This window comes from Fibrobacter sp. (assembly GCF_045601785.1).
Taxonomy (GTDB): domain Bacteria; phylum Fibrobacterota; class Fibrobacteria; order Fibrobacterales; family Fibrobacteraceae; genus Fibrobacter.
In genome coordinates this window covers 13877-39439 of record NZ_JAZSAF010000023.1, presented here as the reverse complement: position 1 = coordinate 39439, position 25563 = coordinate 13877, and the positions used below count along the sequence as shown (strand labels likewise).

At 46.5% G+C, this 25563-nt stretch carries 23 protein-coding genes and 1 pseudogene; 10 read left to right on the top strand and 14 right to left on the bottom strand.

Annotation, left to right across the window (positions count from 1 at the left end):
- The 4 genes and pseudogenes from ACKI61_RS03810 to ACKI61_RS03795 all read right to left on the bottom strand — a co-directional run bounded on the left by ACKI61_RS03810 (window position 1) and on the right by ACKI61_RS03795 (window position 1815).
- A complete protein-coding gene (locus ACKI61_RS03810) occupies window positions 1-1008 on the bottom strand; it encodes a DsrE/DsrF/DrsH-like family protein (protein WP_407456460.1) in 1008 nt (335 codons plus the stop codon).
- A 199-nt stretch (window positions 1009-1207) separates the two neighbouring features.
- Entirely contained in the window at window positions 1208-1402 is a 195-nt protein-coding gene (locus tag ACKI61_RS03805) for an HTH domain-containing protein (protein ID WP_407456515.1), read from the bottom strand.
- A gap of 29 nt (window positions 1403-1431) precedes the next feature.
- Window positions 1432-1533, bottom strand: a pseudogene (locus ACKI61_RS03800) (type II toxin-antitoxin system YafQ family toxin); the annotation flags it as partial.
- Between the two features lie 9 nt (window positions 1534-1542).
- Complete coding sequence (locus ACKI61_RS03795) at window positions 1543-1815, bottom strand: type II toxin-antitoxin system RelB/DinJ family antitoxin (RefSeq protein ID WP_407456459.1); 273 nt, start codon at window positions 1813-1815, stop codon at window positions 1543-1545.
- 372 nt (window positions 1816-2187) lie between these two features.
- On the opposite strand from ACKI61_RS03795, the gene ACKI61_RS03790 reads away from it, so the two are divergent.
- Genes ACKI61_RS03790 through ACKI61_RS03775 form a run of 4 tightly spaced genes read left to right on the top strand, consistent with a single transcriptional unit; the run spans window position 2188 to window position 7637 of the window.
- Window positions 2188-3429, top strand: a complete 1242-nt coding sequence (locus tag ACKI61_RS03790) for a hypothetical protein (RefSeq protein WP_407456458.1) — start codon at window positions 2188-2190, stop codon at window positions 3427-3429.
- Window positions 3426-4016: a condensin complex protein MksE gene (locus ACKI61_RS03785; protein ID WP_407456457.1), complete on the top strand. Its 591-nt coding sequence runs from the start codon at window positions 3426-3428 to the stop codon at window positions 4014-4016. The genes ACKI61_RS03790 and ACKI61_RS03785 overlap by 4 nt, the downstream gene beginning before the upstream one ends.
- On the top strand, window positions 4013-6796 hold the full coding sequence (locus ACKI61_RS03780) for a hypothetical protein (protein WP_407456456.1): 2784 nt from the start codon (window positions 4013-4015) through the stop codon (window positions 6794-6796). Before ACKI61_RS03785 ends, ACKI61_RS03780 begins: the two co-directional genes overlap by 4 nt.
- Entirely contained in the window at window positions 6786-7637 is an 852-nt protein-coding gene (locus ACKI61_RS03775; RefSeq protein WP_407456455.1) for a hypothetical protein, read from the top strand. The genes ACKI61_RS03780 and ACKI61_RS03775 overlap by 11 nt, the downstream gene beginning before the upstream one ends.
- A 309-nt stretch (window positions 7638-7946) precedes the next feature.
- Here the strand turns inward: ACKI61_RS03775 and ACKI61_RS03770 are convergent, their stop codons facing one another.
- From ACKI61_RS03770 to nifH, 9 genes are all read right to left on the bottom strand, one after another.
- The gene (locus ACKI61_RS03770; RefSeq protein WP_407456454.1) at window positions 7947-8933 is read right to left on the bottom strand and encodes a guanosine polyphosphate pyrophosphohydrolase; all 987 of its coding nucleotides are present in this window, start codon (window positions 8931-8933) and stop codon (window positions 7947-7949) included.
- A 116-nt stretch (window positions 8934-9049) separates the two neighbouring features.
- A complete protein-coding gene (locus ACKI61_RS03765; RefSeq protein ID WP_407456453.1) occupies window positions 9050-9619 on the bottom strand; it encodes an HD domain-containing protein in 570 nt (189 codons plus the stop codon).
- 58 nt (window positions 9620-9677) lie between these two features.
- Window positions 9678-10442 carry an ABC transporter permease gene (locus tag ACKI61_RS03760; protein WP_407456452.1) on the bottom strand — a complete coding sequence of 255 codons (765 nt, stop codon included), beginning with the start codon at window positions 10440-10442 and terminating at the stop codon, window positions 9678-9680.
- Complete coding sequence (locus ACKI61_RS03755) at window positions 10439-11188, bottom strand: ABC transporter ATP-binding protein (protein ID WP_407456451.1); 750 nt, start codon at window positions 11186-11188, stop codon at window positions 10439-10441. Before ACKI61_RS03755 ends, ACKI61_RS03760 begins: the two co-directional genes overlap by 4 nt.
- Window positions 11189-11261: 73 nt before the next feature.
- On the bottom strand, window positions 11262-12296 hold the full coding sequence (locus ACKI61_RS03750) for an ABC transporter substrate-binding protein (protein WP_407456450.1): 1035 nt from the start codon (window positions 12294-12296) through the stop codon (window positions 11262-11264).
- Window positions 12297-12313: 17 nt separating this feature from the next.
- Window positions 12314-13525: a hypothetical protein gene (locus ACKI61_RS03745; protein WP_407456449.1), complete on the bottom strand. Its 1212-nt coding sequence runs from the start codon at window positions 13523-13525 to the stop codon at window positions 12314-12316.
- Window positions 13526-13904: 379 nt separating this feature from the next.
- Window positions 13905-15257: a nitrogenase component 1 gene (locus ACKI61_RS03740; RefSeq protein WP_407456448.1), complete on the bottom strand. Its 1353-nt coding sequence runs from the start codon at window positions 15255-15257 to the stop codon at window positions 13905-13907.
- A gap of 15 nt (window positions 15258-15272) precedes the next feature.
- On the bottom strand, window positions 15273-16877 hold the full coding sequence (locus tag ACKI61_RS03735) for a nitrogenase component 1 (protein ID WP_407456447.1): 1605 nt from the start codon (window positions 16875-16877) through the stop codon (window positions 15273-15275).
- Window positions 16878-16888: 11 nt separating this feature from the next.
- On the bottom strand, window positions 16889-17734 hold the full coding sequence (gene nifH, locus ACKI61_RS03730) for a nitrogenase iron protein (protein ID WP_072977618.1): 846 nt from the start codon (window positions 17732-17734) through the stop codon (window positions 16889-16891).
- A 449-nt stretch (window positions 17735-18183) separates the two neighbouring features.
- On the opposite strand from nifH, the gene ACKI61_RS03725 reads away from it, so the two are divergent.
- The 5 genes from ACKI61_RS03725 to mnmA all read left to right on the top strand — a co-directional run bounded on the left by ACKI61_RS03725 (window position 18184) and on the right by mnmA (window position 22176).
- Window positions 18184-19056 (top strand): radical SAM protein, encoded by an 873-nt coding sequence (locus ACKI61_RS03725; RefSeq protein WP_073056572.1) that lies wholly within the window; start codon window positions 18184-18186, stop codon window positions 19054-19056.
- Window positions 19049-19459, top strand: a complete 411-nt coding sequence (locus ACKI61_RS03720) for a NifB/NifX family molybdenum-iron cluster-binding protein (protein ID WP_407456446.1) — start codon at window positions 19049-19051, stop codon at window positions 19457-19459. Before ACKI61_RS03725 ends, ACKI61_RS03720 begins: the two co-directional genes overlap by 8 nt.
- 155 nt (window positions 19460-19614) lie before the next feature.
- Window positions 19615-20457 carry a class I SAM-dependent methyltransferase gene (locus ACKI61_RS03715; RefSeq protein WP_407456445.1) on the top strand — a complete coding sequence of 281 codons (843 nt, stop codon included), beginning with the start codon at window positions 19615-19617 and terminating at the stop codon, window positions 20455-20457.
- A gap of 73 nt (window positions 20458-20530) precedes the next feature.
- Window positions 20531-21076 (top strand): RBBP9/YdeN family alpha/beta hydrolase, encoded by a 546-nt coding sequence (locus ACKI61_RS03710; protein ID WP_407456444.1) that lies wholly within the window; start codon window positions 20531-20533, stop codon window positions 21074-21076.
- Window positions 21077-21090: 14 nt separating this feature from the next.
- A complete protein-coding gene (gene mnmA, locus ACKI61_RS03705; RefSeq protein WP_407456443.1) occupies window positions 21091-22176 on the top strand; it encodes a tRNA 2-thiouridine(34) synthase MnmA in 1086 nt (361 codons plus the stop codon).
- 1 nt (window position 22177) lies between these two features.
- On the opposite strand, the gene ACKI61_RS03700 is transcribed toward mnmA, so the two are convergent.
- Complete coding sequence (locus ACKI61_RS03700) at window positions 22178-23083, bottom strand: LysR family transcriptional regulator (RefSeq protein WP_407456442.1); 906 nt, start codon at window positions 23081-23083, stop codon at window positions 22178-22180.
- A gap of 157 nt (window positions 23084-23240) precedes the next feature.
- Here ACKI61_RS03700 and metE point away from each other — a divergent pair, with 157 nt between their 5' ends.
- Window positions 23241-25505: a 5-methyltetrahydropteroyltriglutamate--homocysteine S-methyltransferase gene (metE, locus tag ACKI61_RS03695; RefSeq protein ID WP_407456441.1), complete on the top strand. Its 2265-nt coding sequence runs from the start codon at window positions 23241-23243 to the stop codon at window positions 25503-25505.
- The last annotated feature ends 58 nt before the right edge of the window (window positions 25506-25563 follow it).

Sequence of the window (25563 nt, the reverse complement as noted above, 5' to 3'; positions counted from 1 at the left end):
TTAAATAAAATAGGTCAAGTCGGATTTTTCTGTGGAGCCGAGCATCGTCGCGACGCCGCCGAGTTCTACGCCGTCAATCAACTCTTCCGCAGCGATGCCCATGAGTTCCATCGACATCTGGCAGGCGACAAACTTCACGCCCTTCTGCCTTGCGCTTTCAATCAGTTCTTCTAGCGAAGAGACCCCATTTTGCTTCATGACCGCACGAATCATCTTGGCGCCGATTCCGCCAAAGTTCATGCGCGAAAGGCCAAGCTTCTTGGAACCGCGGGGCATCATGAACCCGAACATCTTTCCGATGAGCGACTTCTTGACGCGCACCTTTTCGGGCCTGCGCAAAATGCTTACACCCCAGAAGGTAAAGAACATCGTGACCGGGCGTCCCATGGCGGCGGCACCATTCGCCATGATGAACGAAGCGATGGCCTTGTCTAAGTCGCCACTAAAAACGACAAATGTCTTGCCATGCTCAAATTCCCGATTTTCAAGAGATTTGGGTGCGTCGCGCTTTACGATGGTCGCATAGATTACGCCGTCTTTTTCGGAAAGCGATTTCAACTCGTTGCCGGTACGCTGGCACCAGACATCCACATCCGAGAAGAACGCCTTCTCGGTCGCTTCCACCTGGACTTCTTCGCCGACGGATATACTTTTAATAGCTTCGTCCACTTGAACAATCGGCCCTGGACACTTGAGACCCTTGGTATCCACAAAGTGAATTTTCGGGATGGCGTCAAGCCCGCCTTCCACATTATACACGTCGTAATCGCGGTCGGCGAGGATTTCGGCGACCTCTTCGGAACGATCTCCCGTAGAACAGAACACGTAAACAGGCTTGTCTTTCGGGATGCTGTCTATCTTCTTGGACAACTCAAAGAACGGAACCTGAATGGATCCACTCACAGGGCGTACCGTGGACTCGCTCGGTTCGCGGACATCGAGTAGTGTTGAATTTTGGGAATTGATCTTGTAGAAATCTTTTGCAAGAATTTTTTTGACTTCGGACATTTTATCGTGTAGAAAAATGTTTAGTGGTGGTGACTCACAGAGTTAAAAGTGTGACAAGAAAAAATACAAATTGCACCTAAGCGGCGCAATATTTCGGGATATACAATTTTTTTATAGCTTTTTATAGCGCAAGACTATTCCCTGCGCGGTAAGGCTTTAAGGATCCAATCTGGCACCTTAAAAAATCTTCATTTGCCCTCTAAAACTTTTTCACCACCTTCCATGTGCATTTTTTGTCTGATTCGGAGCGACTAAGAATTCCCGCATCCACGAGCTTTTTCATGTCACGGTAGATGGTCTCTCGCCGGACGCCAAAGCGTTCAGCTAGTTCCGTTTGCAAAACATTCGGATTCCCTTTCACGATGTCTAGAATCTGTTTCTGGCGCTCACTGATTCTTACTGTGACATTTTACTGTGACATTTCTACTTTCCGAACAGGTCTGCGTGCGTTCCTGTATCCACAAGAGTAAGTGTCAAAACGCCTTTATTCTTCCTATAGCACAGAAGCCAATCAGGGTGAATATGGAGTTTAAATCATTTGTCCAAGTCCGTCCACATCTCGTCCATATCCGTATAACGCTTGGTCTTCGGGTCGGCTTCGAGCCGTTTCGCCTCTTCGATGGCTTCGAACAGTTCGCCGGAATGTTCCGGGTACTTCACCTCGAAAGGAAGACCGCGATGCAGAACAACCTGCTTCAGGAACATGGAAATCGCCTGCGACATGGAAAGTCCCAGCCCCTCAAGAAGCTTACTGGCCTGGTTGTTCAATTCGGAATCGATGCGGAAATTTTTTGCTACGGTACTCATAGTACCAAATATATGTCTTTTTGATTGTATATGCAAGCATTTGCTTGCAAAATCTTGCATATTTAGAGCGTTTACCATTGTTGTTTTCATATGACCTCATCTGCTTACATGCTGAAAAAGCAAAATACTGCTGCACACTTGTGTACTATAATATAGTTGCAAAAATCCCGATTGTCAATAGGTTCAGGAGTTTTTTTTGAAAAAAATGGCGGTGAAAGTTTCCCCCTAGCTCCAGCCGCTTCGTTATTCCGGTTTCAGAAGCGGAATCTTCTCTCGTCTTCCGCTAGCTAGATAAACTATTAAATTTGACACTTTGTGTCATGCGATTAAATGTATATTGTATTTAGAATGGAAATTTAGGCGAAAATATCAATGGCTTCTCCAAAAGCGATAGTACAAACACTGAATGAGTACTTTGACTTAATAGAAAGGCTTGCTTTAAAAAGTAGGTCTTCAAATGCTCTATATGAACAAGCCATTTTTGATGAAGCCGTTGCCTATTTTCAACAGAATAAAGAAGATGCTCTGAGAGCCTTTAGAGTGTTGGTCAAAAACGGAATATTACGTCCTATTGACCAAGATGGGGCGTATATAATCCAAAAGTACACGAAAGACTATGTCCTTAACCTAGTTAAGGAACAAAAACTCGGCCTTGCTGAAATAGTTAAAGTTGAGGCAGATCGTGTTGGAAAACTAAGTGATGAGGTTCAAAAGGCTCTTGAAAAAGGCGATTTGGCTCTTGTCCAAAGTAAAGCTTCGATGATTATTGATCTGATAGATGAAATTCAAAATCATTTGGAGTCTGACAGAAATGCTATCAAGAACATAATTGAGCGTGCCAAGATTATGCCGCCCGATACGCCTTTGAATCTTCGCTATGGGGAGGTTTCTGATTGCTTTGAACAATATGTAGAGCCAATGCGTCAGTTTTTAGGCAATGATGCTACTGGATTTCTCAACTTGACTTTAACCATAGAAAAACAGTTGGCTCGGGGAATGGATCTCTGCAATATCCAGGCTGGTTCATTGTCTTCTTGGTCAAGAACAATGAAAGGTGCTCAAAGTCAAATACGCATGCTGCGAACGCAAATCAGAGAAAATTTGGCTTTGTTCCAAAATGAATTGGCTCCTCTACGCAATAGAGTAACGAAGAATAATAGAATATCTTGTTCTGTAGTTGCTCTTTTGGCAAAAGTCCGGAAAAAGGGATTAAGGAAAAGTCTAAATGTAAAGACTCTCAAATTAGGCGGAAGCCAAAGAGATGTCCGTTTTTCATTAAGTCCTTCAGTCAAGGAGTTTTCGGCAAAAGTTTTGCAATACACTCCGGCAAAGTTTAGTTTCCCAGAAGAGTTGGTTTCGAGTAATGACGATTTGATGCTGCTTCGAATAGATGATGTTGTTGAAAATTTAAAAATGTGCAAAAGACGGGTGCCTTTGATGGAATGGCTTAAGGAAAATTATCCTGAACAAAGCGATAGAACGTTGTTGTCTGTTTACCAGCAGATTTTGCAGCGTGAGTCGAAAAGATTGCGTCAATCAGATTCTCGCGAATCAACGAACTTAAAGAATTATAGAATTACATACTATCCGCATATTTTGGAGAATGCTGTATGAGCTTATCAAAAGATCTCGAAAATTTGAAGTATGTCAAAGATATTTTTAGTCAGCTTGCTGCTGGACGCCATATTGATGCTTCTGCTGATGCTGAATGGTGGAATGCTTTGCAAGGTGAACATAAAGACGATTATGCGATTCTTTTTAAGCATTTAGGAAAAAAGTTAGAAATTGATCCGAGGGGCTTCGCATATTTTAATTTTGATGAAGATACTAATCAAAAGGCCGCTCAACAGGTTGCTTTGCTTTTCTTGCTGATTTTGGATAAAAAATACGCTGACGGTGCTGATTTACTTCGGTTTACAAGCTGGATTTTGGATCCGGTATTCTTTGCAGAATTGCGAGAGAAAAATAAAGAATTACTCGTTCAAGAAAAATTAGATTCTGACGAGGCGTGGAATAGGGTGGTTCATAAGGCAGAGACCTTAGGCTTTATGAATAAAGATGATTCTTGTTATACGATGATGTTGCCTTGCTGGCGATTTATAGACCTTTATCAGGATTTATCTGATAACGAAACTGATAATGCAGTTGTTGATGATACTAACGAAGATCTTGAAGAATTTGTTGAAGAGGATGATGTATGAAAAATGAGTATGGCTTACGAAAGTTGGTTTTGATAAATAGTGCCAACTACGAAATTGCCGAGATTCCTCTTGACGATGCAGTTTCTATTGTTGGTCCGAATAATTCTGGCAAGACGAGCTTGATTAATGCTCTTCAATTTTTGCTTATTCGCGATAAGCAGCAGATGGACTTTGGAGCCCATGACAGGAATTCTTCGCTAAAATTCTATTTTCCATATCCTAGCTCTTACATATTGCTTGAAATGCAATTAAAAAGTGGCGTTGTCGTCGTCGGTTGCGTTGGCAAAGGTTTTTCTAACGAGTATCAGTATTTCAGTTATGAAGGTTCACTTCACATAGAAGATTATAAAGATGTAGATGGCAGTATTATTGAAGAGGCCTTTTTGCAAGAAAAAATGCGGGAAAAAGGAATCTCAATTAACAAGTATCCTCGTTCAACAGAGTTCTTTAATAACCTTTATGGTAAAACTGATTTAGCATCGTCGGATTTAGATATTCGCTTGTTTTCTGTAGCGGCTTCGCTTAGAGATGTTTTTCAAAAGGTTCTAATAAAGACTCTTCATCTTGACAAGCTTGATTCTGCGGACATCAAGAGATTTCTTCTTCAAATTAATGCCGTTAACTATTCCAAAGAAGCCTCATCTAGAGGTTTTGATTTCAAGCGTGAGTGGAATGAAGCCTTCCAATCTGTGGAAGAAGATAAGGCTCAGTATAAGGCCTGTAAAGATTCTATGTCTTCAATAAATGACTTGGATCGCAAATATAATCGTATTCGTGAACTCCGTGGCAAAATCGGGACGATGCGTCCTTTGATAAACAAGGGCTTGAGCCAGTGGGAAGAATATAAAAATAGCGAGAATGATCGCTTAGAAAATGATTTAGCTCGTGTAAAAGCCGAGGTGGCGGAATACGGAGAAAAGCATGATCAAATAATCAGAGATAACGAAGATATTAATCGTAATTTAGGTGAAATCGAATCAAAAAATAATCGTTATGAATCATTGAAATCTCGATTTGTTCTCAATATTGATGAGAATGTGTTAAAACAGAATCTTAGTTCTTTAAACGACCAAGTTGCTGCAAAACAGACGTTGTTAAACTCAACACGACAAGAAAATGTTAGGTTTATTAGTAGGCGTATAAAAGAATTGGAAGAAGGTATAAATCAGAGTTTAAGGGAACTTGAATCTGGTGAAAAATTATTCAAAAGACAGGTGCAATCTCTACTCAATTCTGAAGAAAAAGACATTCTTTATAATCTTGTCAATCAAAGAATCCTTTCTTTAAGTGTGGACGAGCTAGGTGATGTTCGGTCATTTATTGAATCGTACAAAACTTGGCTCAACAGCCAAGGGGATATTTTAGAAATAAATGGATTGACATTAAATAGATGTGAAATCCTAGCAATGGGACATTATGAGGAAAAATCTCCTGAAGAAATACAAGAAGAGATTAACTTGAGTAAAGATGAATTAGAGAAGTATAAAGAACGTCGTAGGGCTATTGAAGAACGTGAGAAAGTTAAGAATGAATTGAGTGTTTTAATAGAAAGGCGAGATTCGACGCAAAAGGAGTTGAATGATTATAATGAGTTTGTCGAATTGCGATTGTCGGAAGCAGAACGAAATAGTGAAAAAATAAAACTATCTAAATCGCTTCAAGAAAATTTGAGCAATTTGGAAAAATTTGACGAAGAAAGGGGGAAAAGCCAGTCTAAAGAGCGTGAAATAATTGGCAAGATAAAGGATTTAAATGACAGAAATAGCGAAATTTCCTTGTTGAGGAATAAACGCCGAGATGTTGAAAATTATACAGAAGTTCTTGAACAGGTTTATCTTCCGTATGTTTACGATGGGAATGTGATGGAAGAACTTCCGGAATTGCTGAAAAATCAGGTGGACGATTGTAACGAGCTGGATTCCGTATCTTCAAGTAAAAATCGAATATTAAGAGATCTTGAACATAGGGGATTTACCAAATTTATTGGCATAGAACAAGAAGATGAAATGACGGAGCGTATTCTTGATTATGCTCATACATTGCCCAAAGAAGAGGCTGCCATACAACACAATCTCCATGTAGCAATTACGCGAGTCGGAAATATTCTCATCGAATTAGTCAATCAATATAAAACTTTTGAAGATGATTTAACCAAATTTAATGTGTTGATTACGAAAAGACGTGTTTCTGACTTGAAAAAACTTTCTATTGAGATAAATCCTCGAGACATACTTGATGCTGTTAAAATAATAGCGAGACATAGCACGGATCCTACCGATTCAATGGGTTTGTTTAATCCTGATGCAAAAGAAGGATATGCGGGAAATCCTGAAGTTGACAAAGCTAAAGAAAAATTGTTCCGATTCTGTGATAACAATGATAAGCTTAGACTAGAAAACTTGTTTGATTTATCTATCAAGGTTCAGAAAGAAGGCGAATTAGAACAGAATCTTAGTGATTTAAATGCAATAGGTTCTAATGGGACCGTTCTTATGGCGAAACTTATTTTCGGCTTGGCGTTGCTTCATTGGATGACGGATAAAAAGAACGCGACAACATCAATATGCTATCTTGATGAGGCTGCAAGCATTGATGAAGAAAACCAGAAAAAGTTGATTGCGGCTGCTCGTGAGTTTGGTTTTGTGTTGCTTTTTGCTTCTCCAACAGCACAAACAACAGTCCGTTATTGTATCCGTATTGAAAAGAGAAACAACAGAAATGTTGTGACAGACAAACAGCGAATAACGCTGGATCCAATCGAGGTGCGTAATGAGGAATGATGCCTGGGTTGATATTTTGACAAGAATCTATTCTGAAAAGGAAGTGGTCTTCTCGTCTATCGCACAATCTTTGCGAAAAGAATTAGAAGTTTGGGCTGAAAGAAAAGGGTGTATTTCTATCCAAAAAGCCGGTAAAGGAAAAGTATTTAAGGTTGTTGATGAGAAAACTCTTGAATGGGAAATAACTCGTCTTGCCCCTAAAAAAGATTTAGATAACCTCCCTGTCCGCGTTCAAAATCTTGCAAAAAATAGCAATACAAAAGCCGGTCAAACGACGCTTGATTTTTCCTATTTTCTTTGCAATGCTGTAGGTGACGGTGTAATTGTTAATGGTGTAGATGTTTCATTTATTACAAAATCCCTTGGCTGTTTTGCATTGCCGATAAAGGATGACTCTGATGGATTTGAATGCAATGGCTCTTTGATACTGGTCGAAAACCAACAATTACTTGATGATTTAAGATGGGTGCCATCAGATTTTAATGGAATTATTCTTTATTATGCTGGAAATTTGTCCGCTCGATTACGCATGTGGTTGACGAAGAGTTCTTTTGTAAGTGTAATCCTTTTCCCCGATTACGATGCTGTTGGAATAAATAATTACGCGAATCTTGTAGAAACGTTGCCTGATGCTCAATGGTTTTGGATGCATGACTGGAAAATGAAGCTTGAAAAATATGGTTGTAAAGAACTAAGACGAAAGGGTAATCAAGAATCAATGTTTGATACTCTTTGGAGTAATTTCAAAGAGTATGGTTTTCCAGATGCTGAATTAGAATCCTTAATGACTGAAATTCGTAAACAAGGCAAGATGTTAGAGCAAGAAGCTGTTTTGATTTAGCTTTTTTCTCTTACTTTGCGTTAGGGATAGTAACCCGTAAGGGCGGAGACTTGCGTTAGCGAGGCTCCGTGAGCGAAGCGAGTATAGCCCGACCCGGCGAGGGTAAACAAGCCGGGGAACGCCCATTTTTTGTCGCTTTTTACCCCGACATTTACACCGACAAATACCCCGACAAACATGTTTTTATCATGACAAATAATATGACATTTATTCCGACATTAATCCGACATCTTATCCGACATTTAAACCGACATTTTTAGCATAAATTAAGCAGACCGGATGGCTCGTAAACGCCCATTTTTGCCTTTATCAGTCAATCAAATCATTCTGGAATCGCGACAGATGCTCGAACGGCAAGATCTGGCGACCGCGGAAAAGGCCGCAACCGTCGTTTATTAGCTGGTTGTTGATAGCCTTGAACATGTTCACGTCCACATTCGCGAGCTCGATTTCTTGCAAATTTGTCAGGCGCTCGTAGGCCTCGTCAAAATAAACGCACTCGCCGCTCGGAATCTCGTCGTGCTTGCTGCGGCGCGCCTCTTGCGTTTTCTCGTAGCCAAAATGGTTCGCCTCGCCGATTTCGGCAAAGTCATCCATGTCCTTGGTGCGCAACTGCACCTCGGTAAAGCAGCGGGCCAGATTGTCGTAGAAAATAATATGCAGCGACTGGTAACCCGAACTTCTCGGGAATGCCACCGAATCGTGGTAATACGGCCGCACTTGTTCATTCAGCAATTCCGAATGACCGTCTTCCGTGTACTTCGTGATCTCTGCCGTAAAGCCGCGCTCTTCCAAGAATTCCGGCAGCACGTTCGCGATTTCGTACAGATACTTTTCTTCTACTTCGCGGCGGTTCTCGCCCTTTTTAATGTGGCAAACCGGCATCGAAATCACAATGCGGTAAGCAATCAAGTCGCGAAAGTTCAGCTTGCTCTTGATTTCGGCTTCTGTTGGGAACTTCCCGTTTTTTTTGTAGTAGCCGTAAATGTATTCAAGGATGTAACCATTGAATTTTTCTTCGGCGCGAATCAGCGACTTAATGCGACCCTTGAAAGTAAAAGCCAAGAACGGGTATTCCCGCGTCATGAACTTGTAGAATTCCTTGATCCGCTGAGACTGCGAAGTCAAAAAGTCATTGTGCTCCAGCAATTCAATAATCTGAATCAGAAAATTCGAATGCGCAAGGTCGATGCTGTTGCGCGTTTCCTTCGCACCGTTCCTGAGGTCGTTAGAATACTGGTGCAAAATTTTCAGCACCGTGTTTCCAGAATATAAATAGTCGTTCAGCGTAATCATATTAAATCCTGCGCCCCATAGAATGCAAAAAATATGCCAAAGCTCTTTCGCAAGATACTTTGGCATTTTTCATTACAGTTTTTGGAAAACTTTACGGATTTTGGATAGCGTCGTAATTACGCAGCGCTACCGGCAAGGCCGATTTCGGCGGCGTGTTCGCGCATGCCCTCGATGCAGATGGCTGCGACGTCTTTCACGTCCATGCCGAGCAGGGTGCAGCCTTTCAGAATGTAGTCACGGTTGCACTTGGCGGCGAATTTCTTGTCCTTGAACTTCTTCATGAAACTTTTCACTTCGAGGTCCAAAATTCCGTTGGGGCGCATTCTCGCGCAGGCCTGGATGATTCCGGTGAGTTCGTCGACGGTAAACAGGCTCTTTTCCATATTGGTCTTGGGCTCCACCTGGTTCACGATTTCAAAACCGTGTGCCAAAATGGCGCGAACGTCTTCTTCGGAGACGCCCTGCGCGAGCAGTTCCTTTTCGGTGTGCTGCAGGTGTTCTTCGGGGAATTCCTGGTAGTCGTAATCGTGCAGGTAGCCCACGGCCTGCCAGTGTTCAACGTCTTCGCCGAAGTGCTTGGCCATGGCGCCCATGGCATAGCATACGTTGAGGGAATGGATAACCAGCGATTCTTCGGTCACGTGGCCCTTGTTGATTTCTTTTGCGCGTTCGACGGTCAGGCTCATTTTAAATCTCCAATTTTCACCGCCAATATAAATATTTTTGAAGTGTTACTAATCATAACTAATTCGCTTTTGTCCAGAACAGGAGCTTGCGTTTAACAAGTTCAAACAGTTCCATAATCGCAAGCACCACAATGCCCGTCCAGAGAATGCCTGCAACCATGTTGGGGTAATCGGAATAGTCCGCGTAGAATTGCACAAAGTGACCGAGCCCCGTGTTTTCGCCGAAAAGTTCTGCCACGGTAAGCATGATGAACGAAAGTCCCATACCTACAGAAAGCCCCGAAAATATTGACGGCAGACTTGCTACAAGGGCGATTCTCCACAAGTATTCAAACTTTCCGATTCCGATGATGGCGGCGTTACGCTTGTATTTTTCGGGGATTTCGGCGGCACCGGCAGCCGTATTCAAGTAGATGGGCCAAAAGGCGGCAATAAAAATGATGAATGTCGAAGACAAATAGAACGTCGGAAGAATCGCTATCGCGTAAGGAATATAAACGTTGGGGGGAATGGGGGCCGCAAACCTGGAAATGGGTTTTAGCATATTGGAGACCCACGGAATGGAACCGGAAACAATTCCGATAGAGATTCCGACAATCGATGCCACCAAATAGGCGGGCACCAGTTTTAAAAGAGACGCTCCCGCACTGCGCAAAAGTTCTTCACGAGAATCAAAGAGCGATTTCAGGATTGCCTTAGGAGACGGGAACAGGTATTGACTGTCCCATTCCGGGCCGCAGCTGATCAGCACCCAAATTCCTAACAAGAAGAGAAGAAAAAGGATTCCTGAAAACTTGGATAAGTATTTTGTAAAGGTTCTCATATACTGGCACCTCCTTGTACAATGTGGCCTAGTTTTTCAAGGATGTCCTTGTGGTAGGCGTCTTCAATAGTTGCAATGGTTTCTTGGACTTTTTCGTTGCGGAACCATTCGCCACGATTCTTCTTTACCGGGAAATCAAGCGGGATGTCCGCAATGATACGCCCCGGAGTAGAGCCTAAAACGATAATGCGGCTCCCGAGATAAACAGCTTCACGAATGTCGTGCGTGACAAACAATGTGGTAATAGGACGGTCTTTGACGCCGCGGCAAAGCTCCAAGACTAAATCTTGCAAGCTCGCCCTGTTTACCGGATCGAGAGCGCCAAAGGGTTCGTCTAAAAGTAGGGCGTCAGCGCTGACACTTAAGGCACGCGCTATGGCTCCGCGCTGGCGCATTCCGCCCGAAAGTTCAAAGGGATATTTATGCAGACTTCCAGATAGCCCCACCAAATTCAAGTATTCTTCTGCTAAATTTTTGGCGTAACTTGTCTTAAGTTTTTTTGTCTTTTTGATGGCGAGTGTTACATTTTGGAGAAGGGTAAGCCAAGGGAAAAGGGTGTAGTCTTGAAAGACCACACTCCTTTCTGCAGAAGGCTTTTCGATTTCTTTTCCTTTCCAGTAGACATGCCCCTCGCTCGGCTTGGTAAGCCCAGCGAGAAGGTTTAGCAAAGTGGTCTTGCCACTACCGCTTTCGCCTAGCAGACATACGAACTCACCTTGATTGATTTTCAAGTTGATGTCTTTCAAGATGGCTCTGCCATCGTACGAAAAACCGAGATTCGTTGCTTCAAAACCATTTTGCTTTATTGTCATACTATTCTTAGTTCCTGGACTTGAAAATATTTTCTGCCTTGGCGTAGAATTCGGACTTGGGGTTTTCTTTGCGCAGTTCCGCAATGGCGGCCTTGTAGAAATCGGTGCGCACGTATTCGGAGACTTTCTTGTCGGACTTGATGAATTCGGCGTCTTTCAAGAAATCCCAGAAGAATTCAACACCCTTCACGTTCGGGTCGGTATCCTGCGTGACGTGCCCGCTGTAGAACGCCTTGTTGACAAGGGCGGTATCGAGCTTGATCCACTTGGCAATAATTTCCACACTCTTCTTGTGGTTATTTTGCACCAGTTCTTCGGCTTCGATCAGCGACTTGACCAAGCGCTTGTAAACATCGTCGCGGCCTTCGATTTTGCGGAGCGATGCAATGAGGCGGCAGCAAATATGGCCGGGGTTAATGTCCTTACTGCGGAGCACCACGGAAAGGCCAGCTTCTTCGGCGCGAAGGTCATGGGGTCCCCAAGTAACGCCTGCAAATACGCTGCCATTCTTGACGGCTTCGATTACGGCAGGCGGATTCTTGAGTTCTACGATGGTGACATCCTTGCGCCAGTCGACGCCTTCTTTCTTGAGGCCGCCGCGAACGATGGCGTCGGCGGTGCCCAAGCGAATGGTAGCGATTTTCTTGCCCTTGAGGTCACTCAGCTTTTTAACGGAGGCTGCATTTTCTTTGCGGGTAATCACGGCCTGGTCGCCGCCCATGATGCCACCAATCACGCGGATGTCGGCACCCTGCGAAATGTGAATAAGCGGAGCGAGCGAACCGAATGCGCCTGCATCGAGTTTACCTGCGCGGACAGCGGCAATGCCGTCGCCAGAATTCGAAAATTCTACGAGCGTTACGTCAAGACCGTTTTTCTCGAAAATACCAGCATCTTTTGCGATGAAGAATTTTCCTTGACCTGTAGAAGACAGGTAACCGATGGAAATCTTGTCTGCGGCGATTGCAGAAGTAGCGCAGGCGAGGCTAAAGAGGATTGCCAATGCAATCCGAGAATGTTTTTTATGATAATTCTGAGTCATTGTGAAATTCTCCTATGTTAGAAGCCATAAGTTGCAGAAAGTTGATAGCGGTTCAAGTCGGCTTCTTTCACGGTGCCGGCGGTTAGATAGTCGGTCTGAACGTGCAAGTATTCAAATCCGAGCGAGAATGCATCGGTCAGGCTGTAGGTGGCGTTTGCGAAAATGGAAATGTTCTGTTCGCGGCCGCCCACAGTTTCGATGTCATCGCGGTCCAGTTTGTCAATACCTGCGCCACCATTAATTGCCAGTTTTTGAATCAGTTTAGCTTGCAGGGCAAACCATCCGCCGTACGCCTTGATGCTCTTGACGCTTTCGGGGTCTTCGGTGTTGGCGACAAATCCGCGCCCGATGCCGGCTGCATACGTATCCAGGTTTTCACCGACGAATCCTTCGCCAAGGAAGGTGATTGCGCTTGTGATGGGGAGAGTCAAGTCGACGTTAGCAGACCAAGTAGGAATATTCTTGGTGTCGCCCGTTGCGTCCAAGTCGATTTCTTCTTGTCCGTAATGGCCCGAAACGCCCAAACCAGCCTTCTTGTTATCTACCCACAGCGGAAGCGCAATGCCGATGCGGCCCTGGAAAGTAGGAATGTCGGCGTCGGTACCGGTTTCCGAGGCAGAAGAGGAATTGTACGGCTGGTTTTCACCGATGGTGCGGACAACTGCTGCAGCAATATCCACGGAGCCTTCACCAACGGGAATTTTCTCGGTGAGTCTCAGCTGAGCCCTACGAAGGCCTGCGTCGCCGGAGTTATTGAGAACGCCTGCGTTAAGCGTCGGGGTTACCAACGGAGAAATCACGTCCCAAGTTTGACCGCCCAAAATAGAGAAGCCAGTCTTGCCGAAAGAAATTTCACCGTAGCCGTGGCGGAGACGCGGGTTGGGATTGTTGGCTGAGCCACCACCGTAAAAGTCTACTTCGACTTTACCGTTGGCTTTGAAATAAGTCGTATCGCTACCGCTCGAAAGATTGAAGCCGATTCGAGTCAGGTTCGGAGTCAAGTGCCAGCCACCGTCGTTTTCGTTGGTGAGGTCAGAAGCGGCAACAAAGTTGGCGAAGTTACCGTTGTTGCTCTTGGAATCTTCGTAGGCGGCGTTGAGAGATGCAAAACCGTAGAGGGTTGCGGTTACGCCGGTTTTTGTGGTGACCGAAATCGGTTCGGCGGCGAAAGAGGTGATTGCGGACAAAAGAATAATCTTGGCAGCTACATTTTTCGAATTGATATTCATTTATAAGTCTCCTGATTGAAATTTTTTATGAGTTGAGCAACCATGCAAAAAAAATTTTTTGCACGACTTGATTAAATTTTGTTTGGTGGGGTTGAGTGCTTACTGGCGAATGCCTTGAGCAAAATTATAAAGTCTACACATATAGGTATCCTCGTTTTGATTTGTTTGCTCTTCGGAACATGACGTTCTCGAAATTTTGTGCGTTAAAAGTAGAAATAAAAATGAGCTTGTAAAATACTTTTTCTTTATAGCTTAATATAGGGTTAGACTTGAACAGAGGCGTTGACAAAAAGTGACTTCGAGCTTTTTAAGAAAATGTCGCCTGAATAATCAAGCGACATTTTTTGTTTTAGGAGAGTAAATTATTTTATCTTGAATATTATTTTCCGCCAACGGATGCGCTGTAGATTTTTTCAAGCAAATTAAGCGCGCCCTTGTAACCGACGAAACTACGATTGATAATCAACGTTTCGCTGGATGGCGGAGTAATTTCGAAAAGCAGCGCATTCTTTTCATTGGCAATATTGATTTCCCACGAAGAGGCAAGAATCAAGGGTTTTCCAGAAGAGAAATTCACTTCCTTAATAGACTTTTCAATCAGGTAGCCATCTTCTTCGAATTCCACTTCGACATCGACACCTTCGCTAATGTTGTGGAACGCATCTTCGATACTTTTGCGGAATTTTTCTGGCGGATCGTCACTGATAATTGCCTTGCGCGGAATAAGGCCGATTTGGTCCACGAGGAACTTGGTGTAGGCAAGCGTGTAGGCGGAATCTGCGGTAATGGCAAATTCGCTGGGCATACCGAACCAGTATTCGGCGAAGAATTCAGAGAAGTGTTCCAGATAGTAGTAATAGATTCTGTTTTCTTCCTTGATGAACTTTTCGCTCTGTTTCTTGTCAATTCCGGCAAATTTGACAACTTTACGGATAAATTCGCTTGTCGCTTCGGCGCCGAGCGGAATTTCAGGAATGTGCAGGAACGGCTGACCGTATTTTTCCTGGAGGTGTTCTGCGTTTCGAACGCCCACCCACGGAGAAATCACCAAGTTGAACTGAGCCTTCGGAATGCGCAACCAATCCTTAACACCTTCGTTTTCGGGTCCGAAGGGAACATTGACTTCAAAACCGGCACCACGGAGAATACGGGCAATTTCCTGATAGTCTCCACGCCAGTTCTGGTTGTAGTAAGGAGTTTCAAACCAAAGATTGACAAGACCTTTTTTGCGTTTACCCTTGTAATCACCCACGAACTGGTCGATAATGGCATTCACGACTTCTTCGTGACCGAAAAGGTTGTTGCCCTTGAAACCGGCGGTATCAACGGAGACGATCGGGTAACCCAAATCGCGGTAGCCACGAACCAGGCTCGAAACATCGTCGCCGATAAGACCTCCCACGCAACCGGTAAGCACAACGTAGAGGTCGCCATTGAACACCTTGAGCGTCGACTTGATCAACTGATCCAAAGTCTTGATGCCGCCAAAGACGATGTCGTTTTCAGTGGAGTTTGCACTCGGCATGTTACCAGCGCCGGCGTAAATGCTACCCTGGAATCCGTTTTCAAACGTGAGAAACGCCGTTTGCTTCAGCTGGCAACCCGGAGAGCAGTTGGCAATAGGAACTGCGCCCTTAATACCGACAACCGTGTGGGATGCACCCACCGCGCAAGCATATCGAGGGTCCGAAATAGAATTACTCTTCTTTCTTTTAATTGTAGATTCAGACATTTAAAAACTCCCTTGTTATGCGCTTTCCGAAACTTTTTTCTGGCCGATGCCGAGCTTGAGGTTTCTCGGTTCCGGCAAATCTTCAAGCGCTTCCGGGTGATGTGTCAAATAGAACGGATCGTCCTGAGAAAGCCACCAGTCGGAATACGGGAGCTTTACATTGCGCTTGAGCACCTGATTGAACTTGGTACGTGAAATCACGCCCTTGAGCATTTCACCAATGCGGAGAATGCCCTGATAGCCCACCGGAATATGTTCGTCGCCCATGGTGAGGGTCGGGAATCCGAGATGGCCCGCGACAGAGGCGAGACCCGGATGGCGAATGAGCAAGAAATCCGTCTTGGCGCGCTTCAAAAGCTGCGGAAGCTGGAAGGCGCGAGTCTTACTGACGGTATAGTGCGGAATGTCGCCGTAGGTTTCGACCAGTTCCTTCAAGGTATCCTGATGTTCGCCACCGCCGTCGTAAACGGGGTCGTGGTGGAACACGAGTGCAGCGTCGTGGCCGATTCCCAGTTCCGAAAGTACGCTGATAAGGCCATGTGCGTATGCAGAACCCGTCATCACGATGCCATTCTTGCCCTTGAAAAATTCGCGGAGTTCGGCAAGCTTCGGAGCAATGCGCTTGTGCTCGCTTTCGATGTATTCTTCGGCTTCTTTTTCTTTGCCGACCACCTTTGCGATAGCGCGAAGCCATGCATCGGTACCCTTGATGCCGTAAGGTTGCGGAGCGTCAATCTGCGGAACACCGAAAGATTCTTCAAGAGCCGTCGCCATGTAGCCGCCCAACGTATCGCAGAAGGTAGCGGTAGCGACAGCTTCTGAAGCTTGGCGAATTTCTTCGAAAGAAGCAGTGTCCAAAAGGTAGTTTACGCGCAGTCCAAGCGGAGCAAGCATTTCGGAGAAATTGTCCGAACCCCAAAGGGCAACGATATTGAGCAAGTCATTCTGTTTCTTGGTCGGGTGGCGTTCCACAATCTGACGAAGCACGCCATGGAAAGCGACGTCAAAACCCGTAGACCAGTGCTTGGAACGGAAACCTTCGCAATGCAGCGGAATAATAGGCACGCCAACTTCAGGTTCCATTTCCTCGGCAATGGAGTCGATGTCTTCACCGATAATAGCGGTTGCGCAAGCCATGCCAATGAAAATTGCCTTAGGGTTAAAGCGTTCCTTTGCGTCAAGGATTGTCTGGCGGAGTTTTTCGGAAGCGCCAAAGACCATGTCCTTTTCTTTCAGGTTCGTGCTGATGTTCAGCGTATTCTGCAGGGGCTTTCCACGACGGCGAAGGCCATTATGCATCGAGAGGTTAAACTTGGAGTTTTCGCCGCTGCAACCGATAGGAGAATGGTCAATCAGGGCGCAGTCCGTAAGGTTTCCCACCTGGCACTGCACAATCGCATTAGAGCACATGGTCTCTTGGTTCAGCGGAGAGCTCAATTCGCAAAGTTTGCAACCCACGCCCTTGCCTGCGCAGCCACCATGCTTTTTCGCGCTGCGTTCGTCGTAGGCAGATTCCTTAATCAGGTCGCTCGCCTTGCCGTCCCAGCCGATAATCGTACCCAGTCGATACTCGCGGTTTTCGACTGAGGTCATGTTCAAATTAATATTAGTCTTGGCCATGAACCCTCACATTAAATCTGGTAGTCTTTTTCCATCATGCCGTAATCGATGAGAATCTGTTCCAAACGATCCTGCGTCATCGGGGTCGGTATGGTAAAGAGTTCGTTTTCGTCGATGTTCTTGGCGAGTTCACGGTAGACGTTTGCCTGGCTAGACTTGGGCTCGAATTCAATCACGGTTTTCTTACGGATTTCGGCCTGCTGTACAATGTTGTTGCGCGGCACAAACTGAATGAGCTGCGTGTTGAGTTCCTTGGTGAATGCACGGAGCAGGTCAAGTTCGTTATCCACATTACGGCTATTACAGATGATACCGCCCAAGCGCACTTCGCCGTGCTGGGCATACTTGGCGATACCCTTACAGATGTTGTTTGCTGCATAAAGGGCCATCATTTCGCCGGAAGCGACGATGTAAATTTCCTTGGCTTTGCCTTCACGAATCGGCATAGCAAAACCGCCACACACCACGTCGCCCAACACGTCGTAGAAAACGTAGTCGAGGTCTTCAGTATAGGCGCCGAGCTGTTCGAGCATGCTAATCGAGGTGATAATGCCGCGGCCTGCGCAACCCACGCCCGGTTCCGGGCCGCCGGATTCTACGCAGCGTACGCCCTTGAAGCCGACCTTTTCAAGGTCAGAAAGCTGAATTTCGGTTTTGTTGTCGCGAATGGTGTCGAGCACCGTTTTCTGATGAAGACCGCCGAGCAAAAGGCGAGTAGAGTCTGCTTTAGGGTCGCAGCCGACCACAAGAACGTGCTTTCCTTGTTCTACAAGGCCAGCGGTCAAGTTTTGAGTCGTAGTAGATTTACCGATGCCGCCCTTTCCGTAAATAGCGATTTGACGTAATTTCTTAGACATGTTATCGTGTCTCCTTATGTTTTCCTACAAAATTACTAGGCAAAGGCAAGTTAGAATTTAAGTCAACTCTTTCCAATACTTTTTGAACCCGTTTAGTCAAAAAAATTCACTTTTTTTAAGTTGTCATAAATTCCATTTATCGCCCTTGTTAGCGCGAATCTATCGCGTGCATGAAAAAGTGATTTGCAATAATAAACGCCTATAACATGCGTTAACATAAAGCTATCACTCCCTCGAAAAAATGAACTTTTTTTATTTTCGCTCTTGCTTTCGTATTGAAATCCATTGTTCTGATTTTTAACTTTAAACACATACTTCTTTGGCTAAGAAGTTAAAGCATTCATTACGCTACAGAACGCTAGGCAAAACGTTCACATTATTTAATACAAACTAAATCGGTTCTTTGCCGATCATTTTTTGTGCAGGGCTTCTATACCTTGCGAGGTTTTATGGCAACCAGTCAAGAAACAGTTTTTAGAGAACACCCGTGTTTTGGTGCTTGCAAAAACCGAAAGGGGCGCATTCATTTGCCAGTCGCTCCGGGTTGCAACATAGAGTGTCGTTTTTGTGATAGGCGCATTAACGAAGATGCTCAGGTACCGGGGAATACAAGTAAGGTGATTAAGCCCGAAGAGGCATGCGGATACATTCGCAAGGCATTGGAATTTGTGCCGGAACTCACTACGGTGGGAATTGCGGGCCCCGGCGACACTCTTGCAACTCCTTTTGCGCTAGACACGTTCCGCTTGGTGAAAAAGGAATTTCCGCAGCTCATTCGTTGCATGAGTACTAACGGACTCTTGCTGAATGACAAAGCAGACGAAGTCATCGATGTGGGCATTGATTCGCTCACGGTTACGGTGAATGCCGTGGATCCTGAAATCGAGGCGATGATCAACGCGAGAATTTTCTACCACGGCAAAACCTATACAGGTGTAGAAGCGGCCGAAATTCTGATTCACAACCAGCTCGAAGGCATTCGCAAGGTGGCGAAAAGCGGAACACTTATCAAAGTCAATACGGTTCTTTGCCCGGGCATTAATGACAAGCACATCGAAGATGTGGCGGCCACCGTGCGCGAAGCGGGGGCCATCATGTACAATATCATTCCGTTGATTCCGCAAAACGGTTTTAAGGATATTCCCGCTCCGACACCGAAAACTCTTGCGATTGCGCAGGAGCAGGCGGGAGTGTTCATCAACGTGTTCAAGCATTGCGCCCATTGCCGTGCCGACGCCGTTGGCGTCCCGGGCGTTTACGATGTCGGCGCGCAAATCTACATGGACCGTATCCGTGTAAAGGAGACTTTCTCTCATGGGTAAATATAGAGTTGCAGTCGCCACAAACGATGGCGAAAATGTCAATGTTCACTTTGGGCACGCTGCGGCGTTCGATGTCTACGAAGTCGATGAAGAAAGCGGAAAATTAGAAAAAGTCGAAGTCCGCGTTAAGCCGGAGCATTGCGACGGTTCGTGCGGAGACGGCGCTTGTGGGCAGCGAGATGTGGAACGTTCGTCAATGTTTTCGGCCGCAAAAAATCTAGCCGATCTGGATTATGTTCTCTGCTCGCAGCTTGGCCCGCAGGCGGTGCAGGCTTTAACGCGCTTTAACGTGCGCGCATTCGATATCGCGCTCCCCATCGCCGAGGCAATTGCAAAAATCAACGTATACCGCAAAAAGATTGCGGAACGTACCCAGAGACTCAAGGGATTGCAGGACAAATAAAATGTTGCCTCTGATTGTAGGATTTTGTTGTAAGAACGGCCGATGTTGACGGGCGTTTATTGCGGTATTCATTTTGTCGCCCGTGTAAGGTTAACCTTCGCGGGCGTTTCTTATGGGCTAAGGCCCTCAACCAAAATTTAAAAAGGAAAAATAAAATGGAAAGTTTGACGGCGAAATTATGCGCCTTTGCACGGGCCTGGCATTCTTTACAATCGGACCATACGATTTTCAATGATTTTTTAGCATTCGACCTGATGGGTCGCGAGGAGTACGAAAATGTTTCGCGCTTGATTCTAAAGCGCTTTCCGCAGGAATCGGAAAATTCGGTCGAATATTTCAACAAAAAATACTTTCTCCCGATTGTACTTTCGCGAAGCCGCTTTGCGGAAGACCGCGTAAAACTCCTTGCACGCTCGGGTAAGATTCAATATGTGATTTGCGGTGCTGGCGTAGATACATTCTCGTTCCGCAACAAAGACCCGAATGTCGAAGTTTTTGAATTGGATTTGCTTCCGACGCAAAGCTACAAGAAAAAACGTATTCGGGAACTCCAGTGGAATGTCTCGGAGAATGTCCATTTTGTGGCGATTGACTTCAGCAAGGACAGTATTGTCGAAAGACTCGTCGCAAACGGCTTTGACTGCAAAAAGCCGACAGTTATTAGCATTCTGGGTGTCTCATATTACCTTCCGCTTCCTGTTTTTGCAGAAACGGTGCGCCAGTTTTCAGAGATTGCATCAACCGGCATTTCGATTGTATTTGATTACCTGCAAAAAGACGCCTATTCAAATTCCGTTCAAGAATTGCGAAAAATCGTTGCCGACTGCGGCGAAACCATGGCCGAGGGTTACTTAGACCTCGAAGTTTTCGAGGTTCTAGAGCGTTACGGATTCAAGGTCGACGAATTTCTCGGCGAAAACGCGCTTCAGCAACGCTACTTTCTGACGGGAAACCTGAAGGCTTTTGATTCTGTACGCCTGATTGCGGCGGTTAAGTAGGCAAAATGAAAAAAATGTCAAGCGATGCTTTTATTTTTATACTATTTTTGTAGGAAATAAAAGGACTTCTCGAATGCACTACTTGATTGTTCCCGGTTTAAATAATTCTGGCCCGAGCCATTGGCAAACTTTTTGGACCAAGAGTCTGGCAAGCGCAAGTCGCGTTTTTCAGCATTGCTGGGATAAGCCGCAAAAAGAGGACTGGATCCAAACGTTGGACGAAGCTGTCCGCCAGCTGAAGGACGATACGATTCTTGTTTCACACAGTTTGGGCGTTGTGACAACGGCTCTTTGGCTTTTGCGTGCGAAGCAGCAAGGGAATCTTCCGGCAAATATCAAGGGGGCCTTCCTTGTGGCCCCAGCCGATGCCGACACAGTCGATATCATCAAGAACTTTGCTCCGATGCCTACCGAAAAACTCCCGGTACCCGTTTGCATTGTGGGTAGCGAAAACGACCCGTACATGACGCTCGCGCGCACGAAGTTCTTTGCTGAGGCGTGGGGCGCAAAGCTGTTTAACGCGGGTGCGCTGGGACACATCAATTCCAACTCGAATCTAGGTGAATGGGAACAGGGCCGTGCATTCTTGGCAGAATTTGAGAAAGGTTTGTCGCAATAATCGTAAGGTAAATAATGAAGCGTGTGGCAGTAGGACTTTCAGGCGGTGTAGATTCAGCCCTTTCGGCGTACCTGTTGCAAAAGCAGGGGTACGATGTGGTGGGGCTTACCATGGCAACGTGGGATGGCTCGGTGAATATGCCCGCGGTAGAAGGCCGCGAAGGCTGCTACGGCCCCAGCGAAGACAAAAATATCGAAGAAGCGAAACTGGTGGCAGATCGCCTGGGAATCCCGCATTATGTAGTTCCCGTCGCAGGTGAATACAAAACAAAGGTGCTGGATTATTTCCGCGCCGAATACCGCGCTGGTCGTACGCCGAACCCGTGCGTGCGTTGCAATCAGTCCATCAAGTTTGGCGCATTGCATTTGGCCGCCCGCAAAATGGGAATTGAATTCGATTATTTTGCTACGGGGCATTATGCGCGCCTCGATTTCAAAAACGAGAATGAACCCTTTTTGTATCGCGCCTTAGATACAGGCAAAGACCAGACTTATTTTTTGTCAAGGCTTTCGGCGGAGCAACTTTCAACAGTGCTTTTCCCGCTGGGCGGTATGCACAAGCAAGATGTAAAGGCTCTCGCCGCTGAAATCGGCTGGGAAGATTTTGCCACCAAGCGCGAAAGCCAGGATTTCATTGAATGCGGTGATTACTCGGTTCTGTTCGAGGAATCGGACCAGGTGCCGGGCGATTTTGTAGATGTGAATGGCAAGGTGCTGGGTAAGCACAAGGGCATCGTGAATTACACGGTGGGTCAGCGCAAGGGCCTGAACATTGGCGGGCAAAAGGAACCGCTTTTCGTGGTGGCGATCGATGCTGCCAAGAATCAGGTAGTTCTCGGGCCCCGCAGTGCGTTATCTTGTATACAAGTTTCTGCCATTGACTTGAACTTGATGGTGTCTGAGAATTCGCCGCTGCTCAAGGGGCCGCTAGATGCCCACATTCGCCTGGGCCACAAGGGCTCTCCCGCAAAGATTCTTGACTTGGAACAGGGCCGCATTCGCGTAGAATTCGAAACGCCGCAATTCGCTGCCGCCCCTGGCCAAGTCTTGGTGCTTTATGCGGGCGATGGAGTCGTTGCCTCGGCAATTATTGATAAGTAATTTATTTGCAGTGTCGCAGGAGTGCCGCGATGTAGGCTTTGGCATAGCGCGAGGGCGAGACGCCTTTTCGCATCACGTAACCGATGGTCATTTTGTCGTGAACATCGAGGTGTCTCGCGATAATGTTTCGACCGTTGAGCTTGTGGCTGATGACGCCCGAGCAAATGGTGTAGCCATTCAGGCCGATGAGCAAGTTGAAAAGTGTCGCGCGGTCGCGAACCTTGATATTGCGTGGACAATCGAAATCGATGGCGGTGAGCGGCTCTTCGGCGAAGTAGAACGAGTTGAAGTCGCCCTGTTCGTAAGTCAGGTACGGGTATGGCTTCAGGTCCTCCAGTGTGATTTTTTCTTTTCGCGCAAGTGGGTTTTTAGACGACATAAACACATGCAGAGGGGTTGCAAAGAGCGGTTCAAAGATCAAATTGTTCTTTTGAATAAGTTTTTTGATGACTTTTTCGTTCTTGTCGCTCAAATAAAGCACGCCAATTTCGCTTTTTAGCTTCGCAATATCGTCAATAATTTCGTTAGTTTGGGTTTCCCGGAGCGTAAAATCGTAGCTCGGACCGCCGAATTTTCGAATGACATCGACGAATGCGTTGACCGCAAAAGAGTAATGCTGACAGCTTACGGAGAAGATGGTGTTGCCGCCTTTGCCACCCTTGTAGCGGTCTTCCATGAGGGTTGCTTGTTCCAAGACTTGCCTTGCGTAAGAGAGAAATTCGTCGCCCTCGTTAGTGATCGTGACGCCTTTATTGGAGCGGTTGAAGATGGTAACGCCCATTTCTTCTTCGAGCTCGTGGATGGCGGCCGTAAGGCTCGGCTGCGAGATGAATACCCGCTTGGATGCTTCGGTAATGTTGCGTGTGTCGGCTACGGCGATAGCGTATTTAAGTTGTTGTAAAGTCATAGACCTTTCTTATAGCCAGTTATCAGCTTTTCTTTTGTTTATACCATAGGAAAATTCTATGGTGAATGCCTAAAAAATAGTATTTTACCGATGATGAAAAAGGAGATATATTTGGCGGCGTAATTGAAAAACAAACAAAAAAGGTAGGTTAAACACTATGAGCAATCAAAAAACATCTGTAATCGGTTTCCCGCGCATTGGTAAGGCCCGTGAACTCAAGTTTGCAAGCGAAAAGTTCTTCAAGGGCGAAATCTCCGAAGTGGAGCTCCAGAACGTCGCCGCCGAAATCCGTCAGTACGGTTGGGCAAAGCAGAAGGCCGCCGGCATCGACTTTATTCCCTCGAACGATTTCTCGTTCTATGATAACGTTCTCGATACCGCATTCTTGTTCGGCATCGTTCCGGAACGTTATAAAAACCTCGACTTGAGCGTACTCGAAAAGTATTTCGCAGCCGCTCACGGCTACCAAGGTGAAAAGGGCGACGTGAAGGCCCTCCCCATGAAAAAGTGGTTCAACACAAACTACCACTACATTGTCCCGGAAATTGATGACGCTTCTGAATTCAAGGTGAATGATTCCAAGCCGGTGCAGGAATATAACGAAGCGAAGGCTGCTGGAATTCAGACCGTGCCGACTTTGATTGGCGCCTACACGTTCCTCCGCTTGGCCCGCTACAATGGTCAAAAGAAGGCCAAGGATTTTGTAGCCTCTGCAGTCGCTGCTTACGCGAAGGTCGCCGATCTGCTCGCCGCTGCCGGTGCCGAATGGATCAGCTTCGCCGAACCCGCTTTGGTATTCGACGTGACCGCCGAAGAAAAGGAACTTTTTAAATCTATTTATGTGGAACTTATCAAGAAGGTGCGTGCCGCAGGCCTCAAGATTGCCTTGCAGACTTACTTTGGTGATATCCGCGATGTGTACCAGGATGTGGTTGCCCTCGGTTTCGATGCCATCGGTCTTGATTTTGTGGAAGGTCTCAAATCGCTGGAACTTGTCAAGTCCGGTTTCCCGAAGAACACGCTCTTGCTCGCCGGTATCGTGAACGGCAAGAACATCTGGCGCGCCGATTTCGCACAGAAGAATGCCTTGCTCGCTGAAATCGTGAGTGCTGTCGGTGCCGAAAACGTGGTAGTCGGAACTTCTTGCTCGCTGTTGCATGTGCCGTATATGGTTGCTGCCGAACAGAAACTTCCCGCCGAGACGCTCCGTCACTTCGCCTTCGCCGAAGAAAAGCTCGTTGAACTTGCCGAGATCGCAAGCGGTGATGCTGCCGCTCTCGAAAAGAATAAGGCTTTGTTTGCAACTCCGCGTGTGCAGGCGAACGCCAAGGTGCAGGCAGAACTTGCCGCCCTCACCGCCGCTGATTTCGAACGCAAGCCGAGCCGCCTCAAGCGCCGCGAAGTGCAGAAGGCTGAATTCAAGCTGCCCGCGTTCCCCACGACCACAATCGGATCATTCCCGCAGACCGCTGAAGTCCGCGCGAACCGCGCCGCATTCCGCAAGGGTGAAATTTCCAAGGAACAGTATGTGGAATTCAACCGCAAAAAAATTGCCGAATGCATCAAGCTGCAAGAAGAAATCGGTCTCGACGTGATTGTGCACGGCGAATTCGAACGCAACGACATGGTGGAATATTTCGGCTCGAAGATTGACGGATTCGTATTCACGCAAAATGCCTGGGTGCAGAGCTACGGCACCCGTTGCGTGAAGCCGCCTGTAGTTTGGGGCGACGTGAGCCGTAGCGCTCCGATTACCGTCGAATGGTCCGTTTTTGCGCAGAGCTGCACCAAGAAGCCGGTGAAGGGCATGCTCACGGGCCCGGTGACGATTCTCAACTGGTCTTTCCCGCGTGAAGATGTTTCGCTGAAGGTGCAGGCGCAAGAAATCGGCTTTGCTATCCGCGACGAAGTCCTTGACCTTGAAAAGAACGGCATTCGCATTATCCAGATTGACGAAGCCGCCCTCCGCGAAAAGTTGCCGCTCCGCAAGAGCGACTGGCACAAGGAATACCTCGACTGGGCTATTCCGGCATTTCGCCTAGTGCACGCGAAGGTCAAGCCCGAAACGCAAATCCACACGCACATGTGCTACAGCGAATTCAACGACATCGTGCGCGATATCGACAACATGGATGCCGACGTAATCACCTTCGAAGCAAGCCGTTCTGACCTCAAGCTGCTTGATGCCTTGAACGAAGCCAAGTTCGAAACGCAGGTGGGCCCAGGTGTGTACGACATTCACTCTCCGCGCGTGCCCTCGGAACAAGAAATTGTGGATGCGCTCCACAAGATTATTGCGAAGGTCCCGCAGCAGAACGTGTGGGTGAACCCTGATTGCGGCCTCAAAACCCGCGGCGAAACCGAAACCACGGCAAGCCTCAAGAACCTCGTGGCGGCTGCAAAGAGATTGCGCGCCGAATAAGCCGTAAGGAATATTTCCTGATTGAGACGTCTCTCGCTTTTGGGCGCGAGGCGTTTTT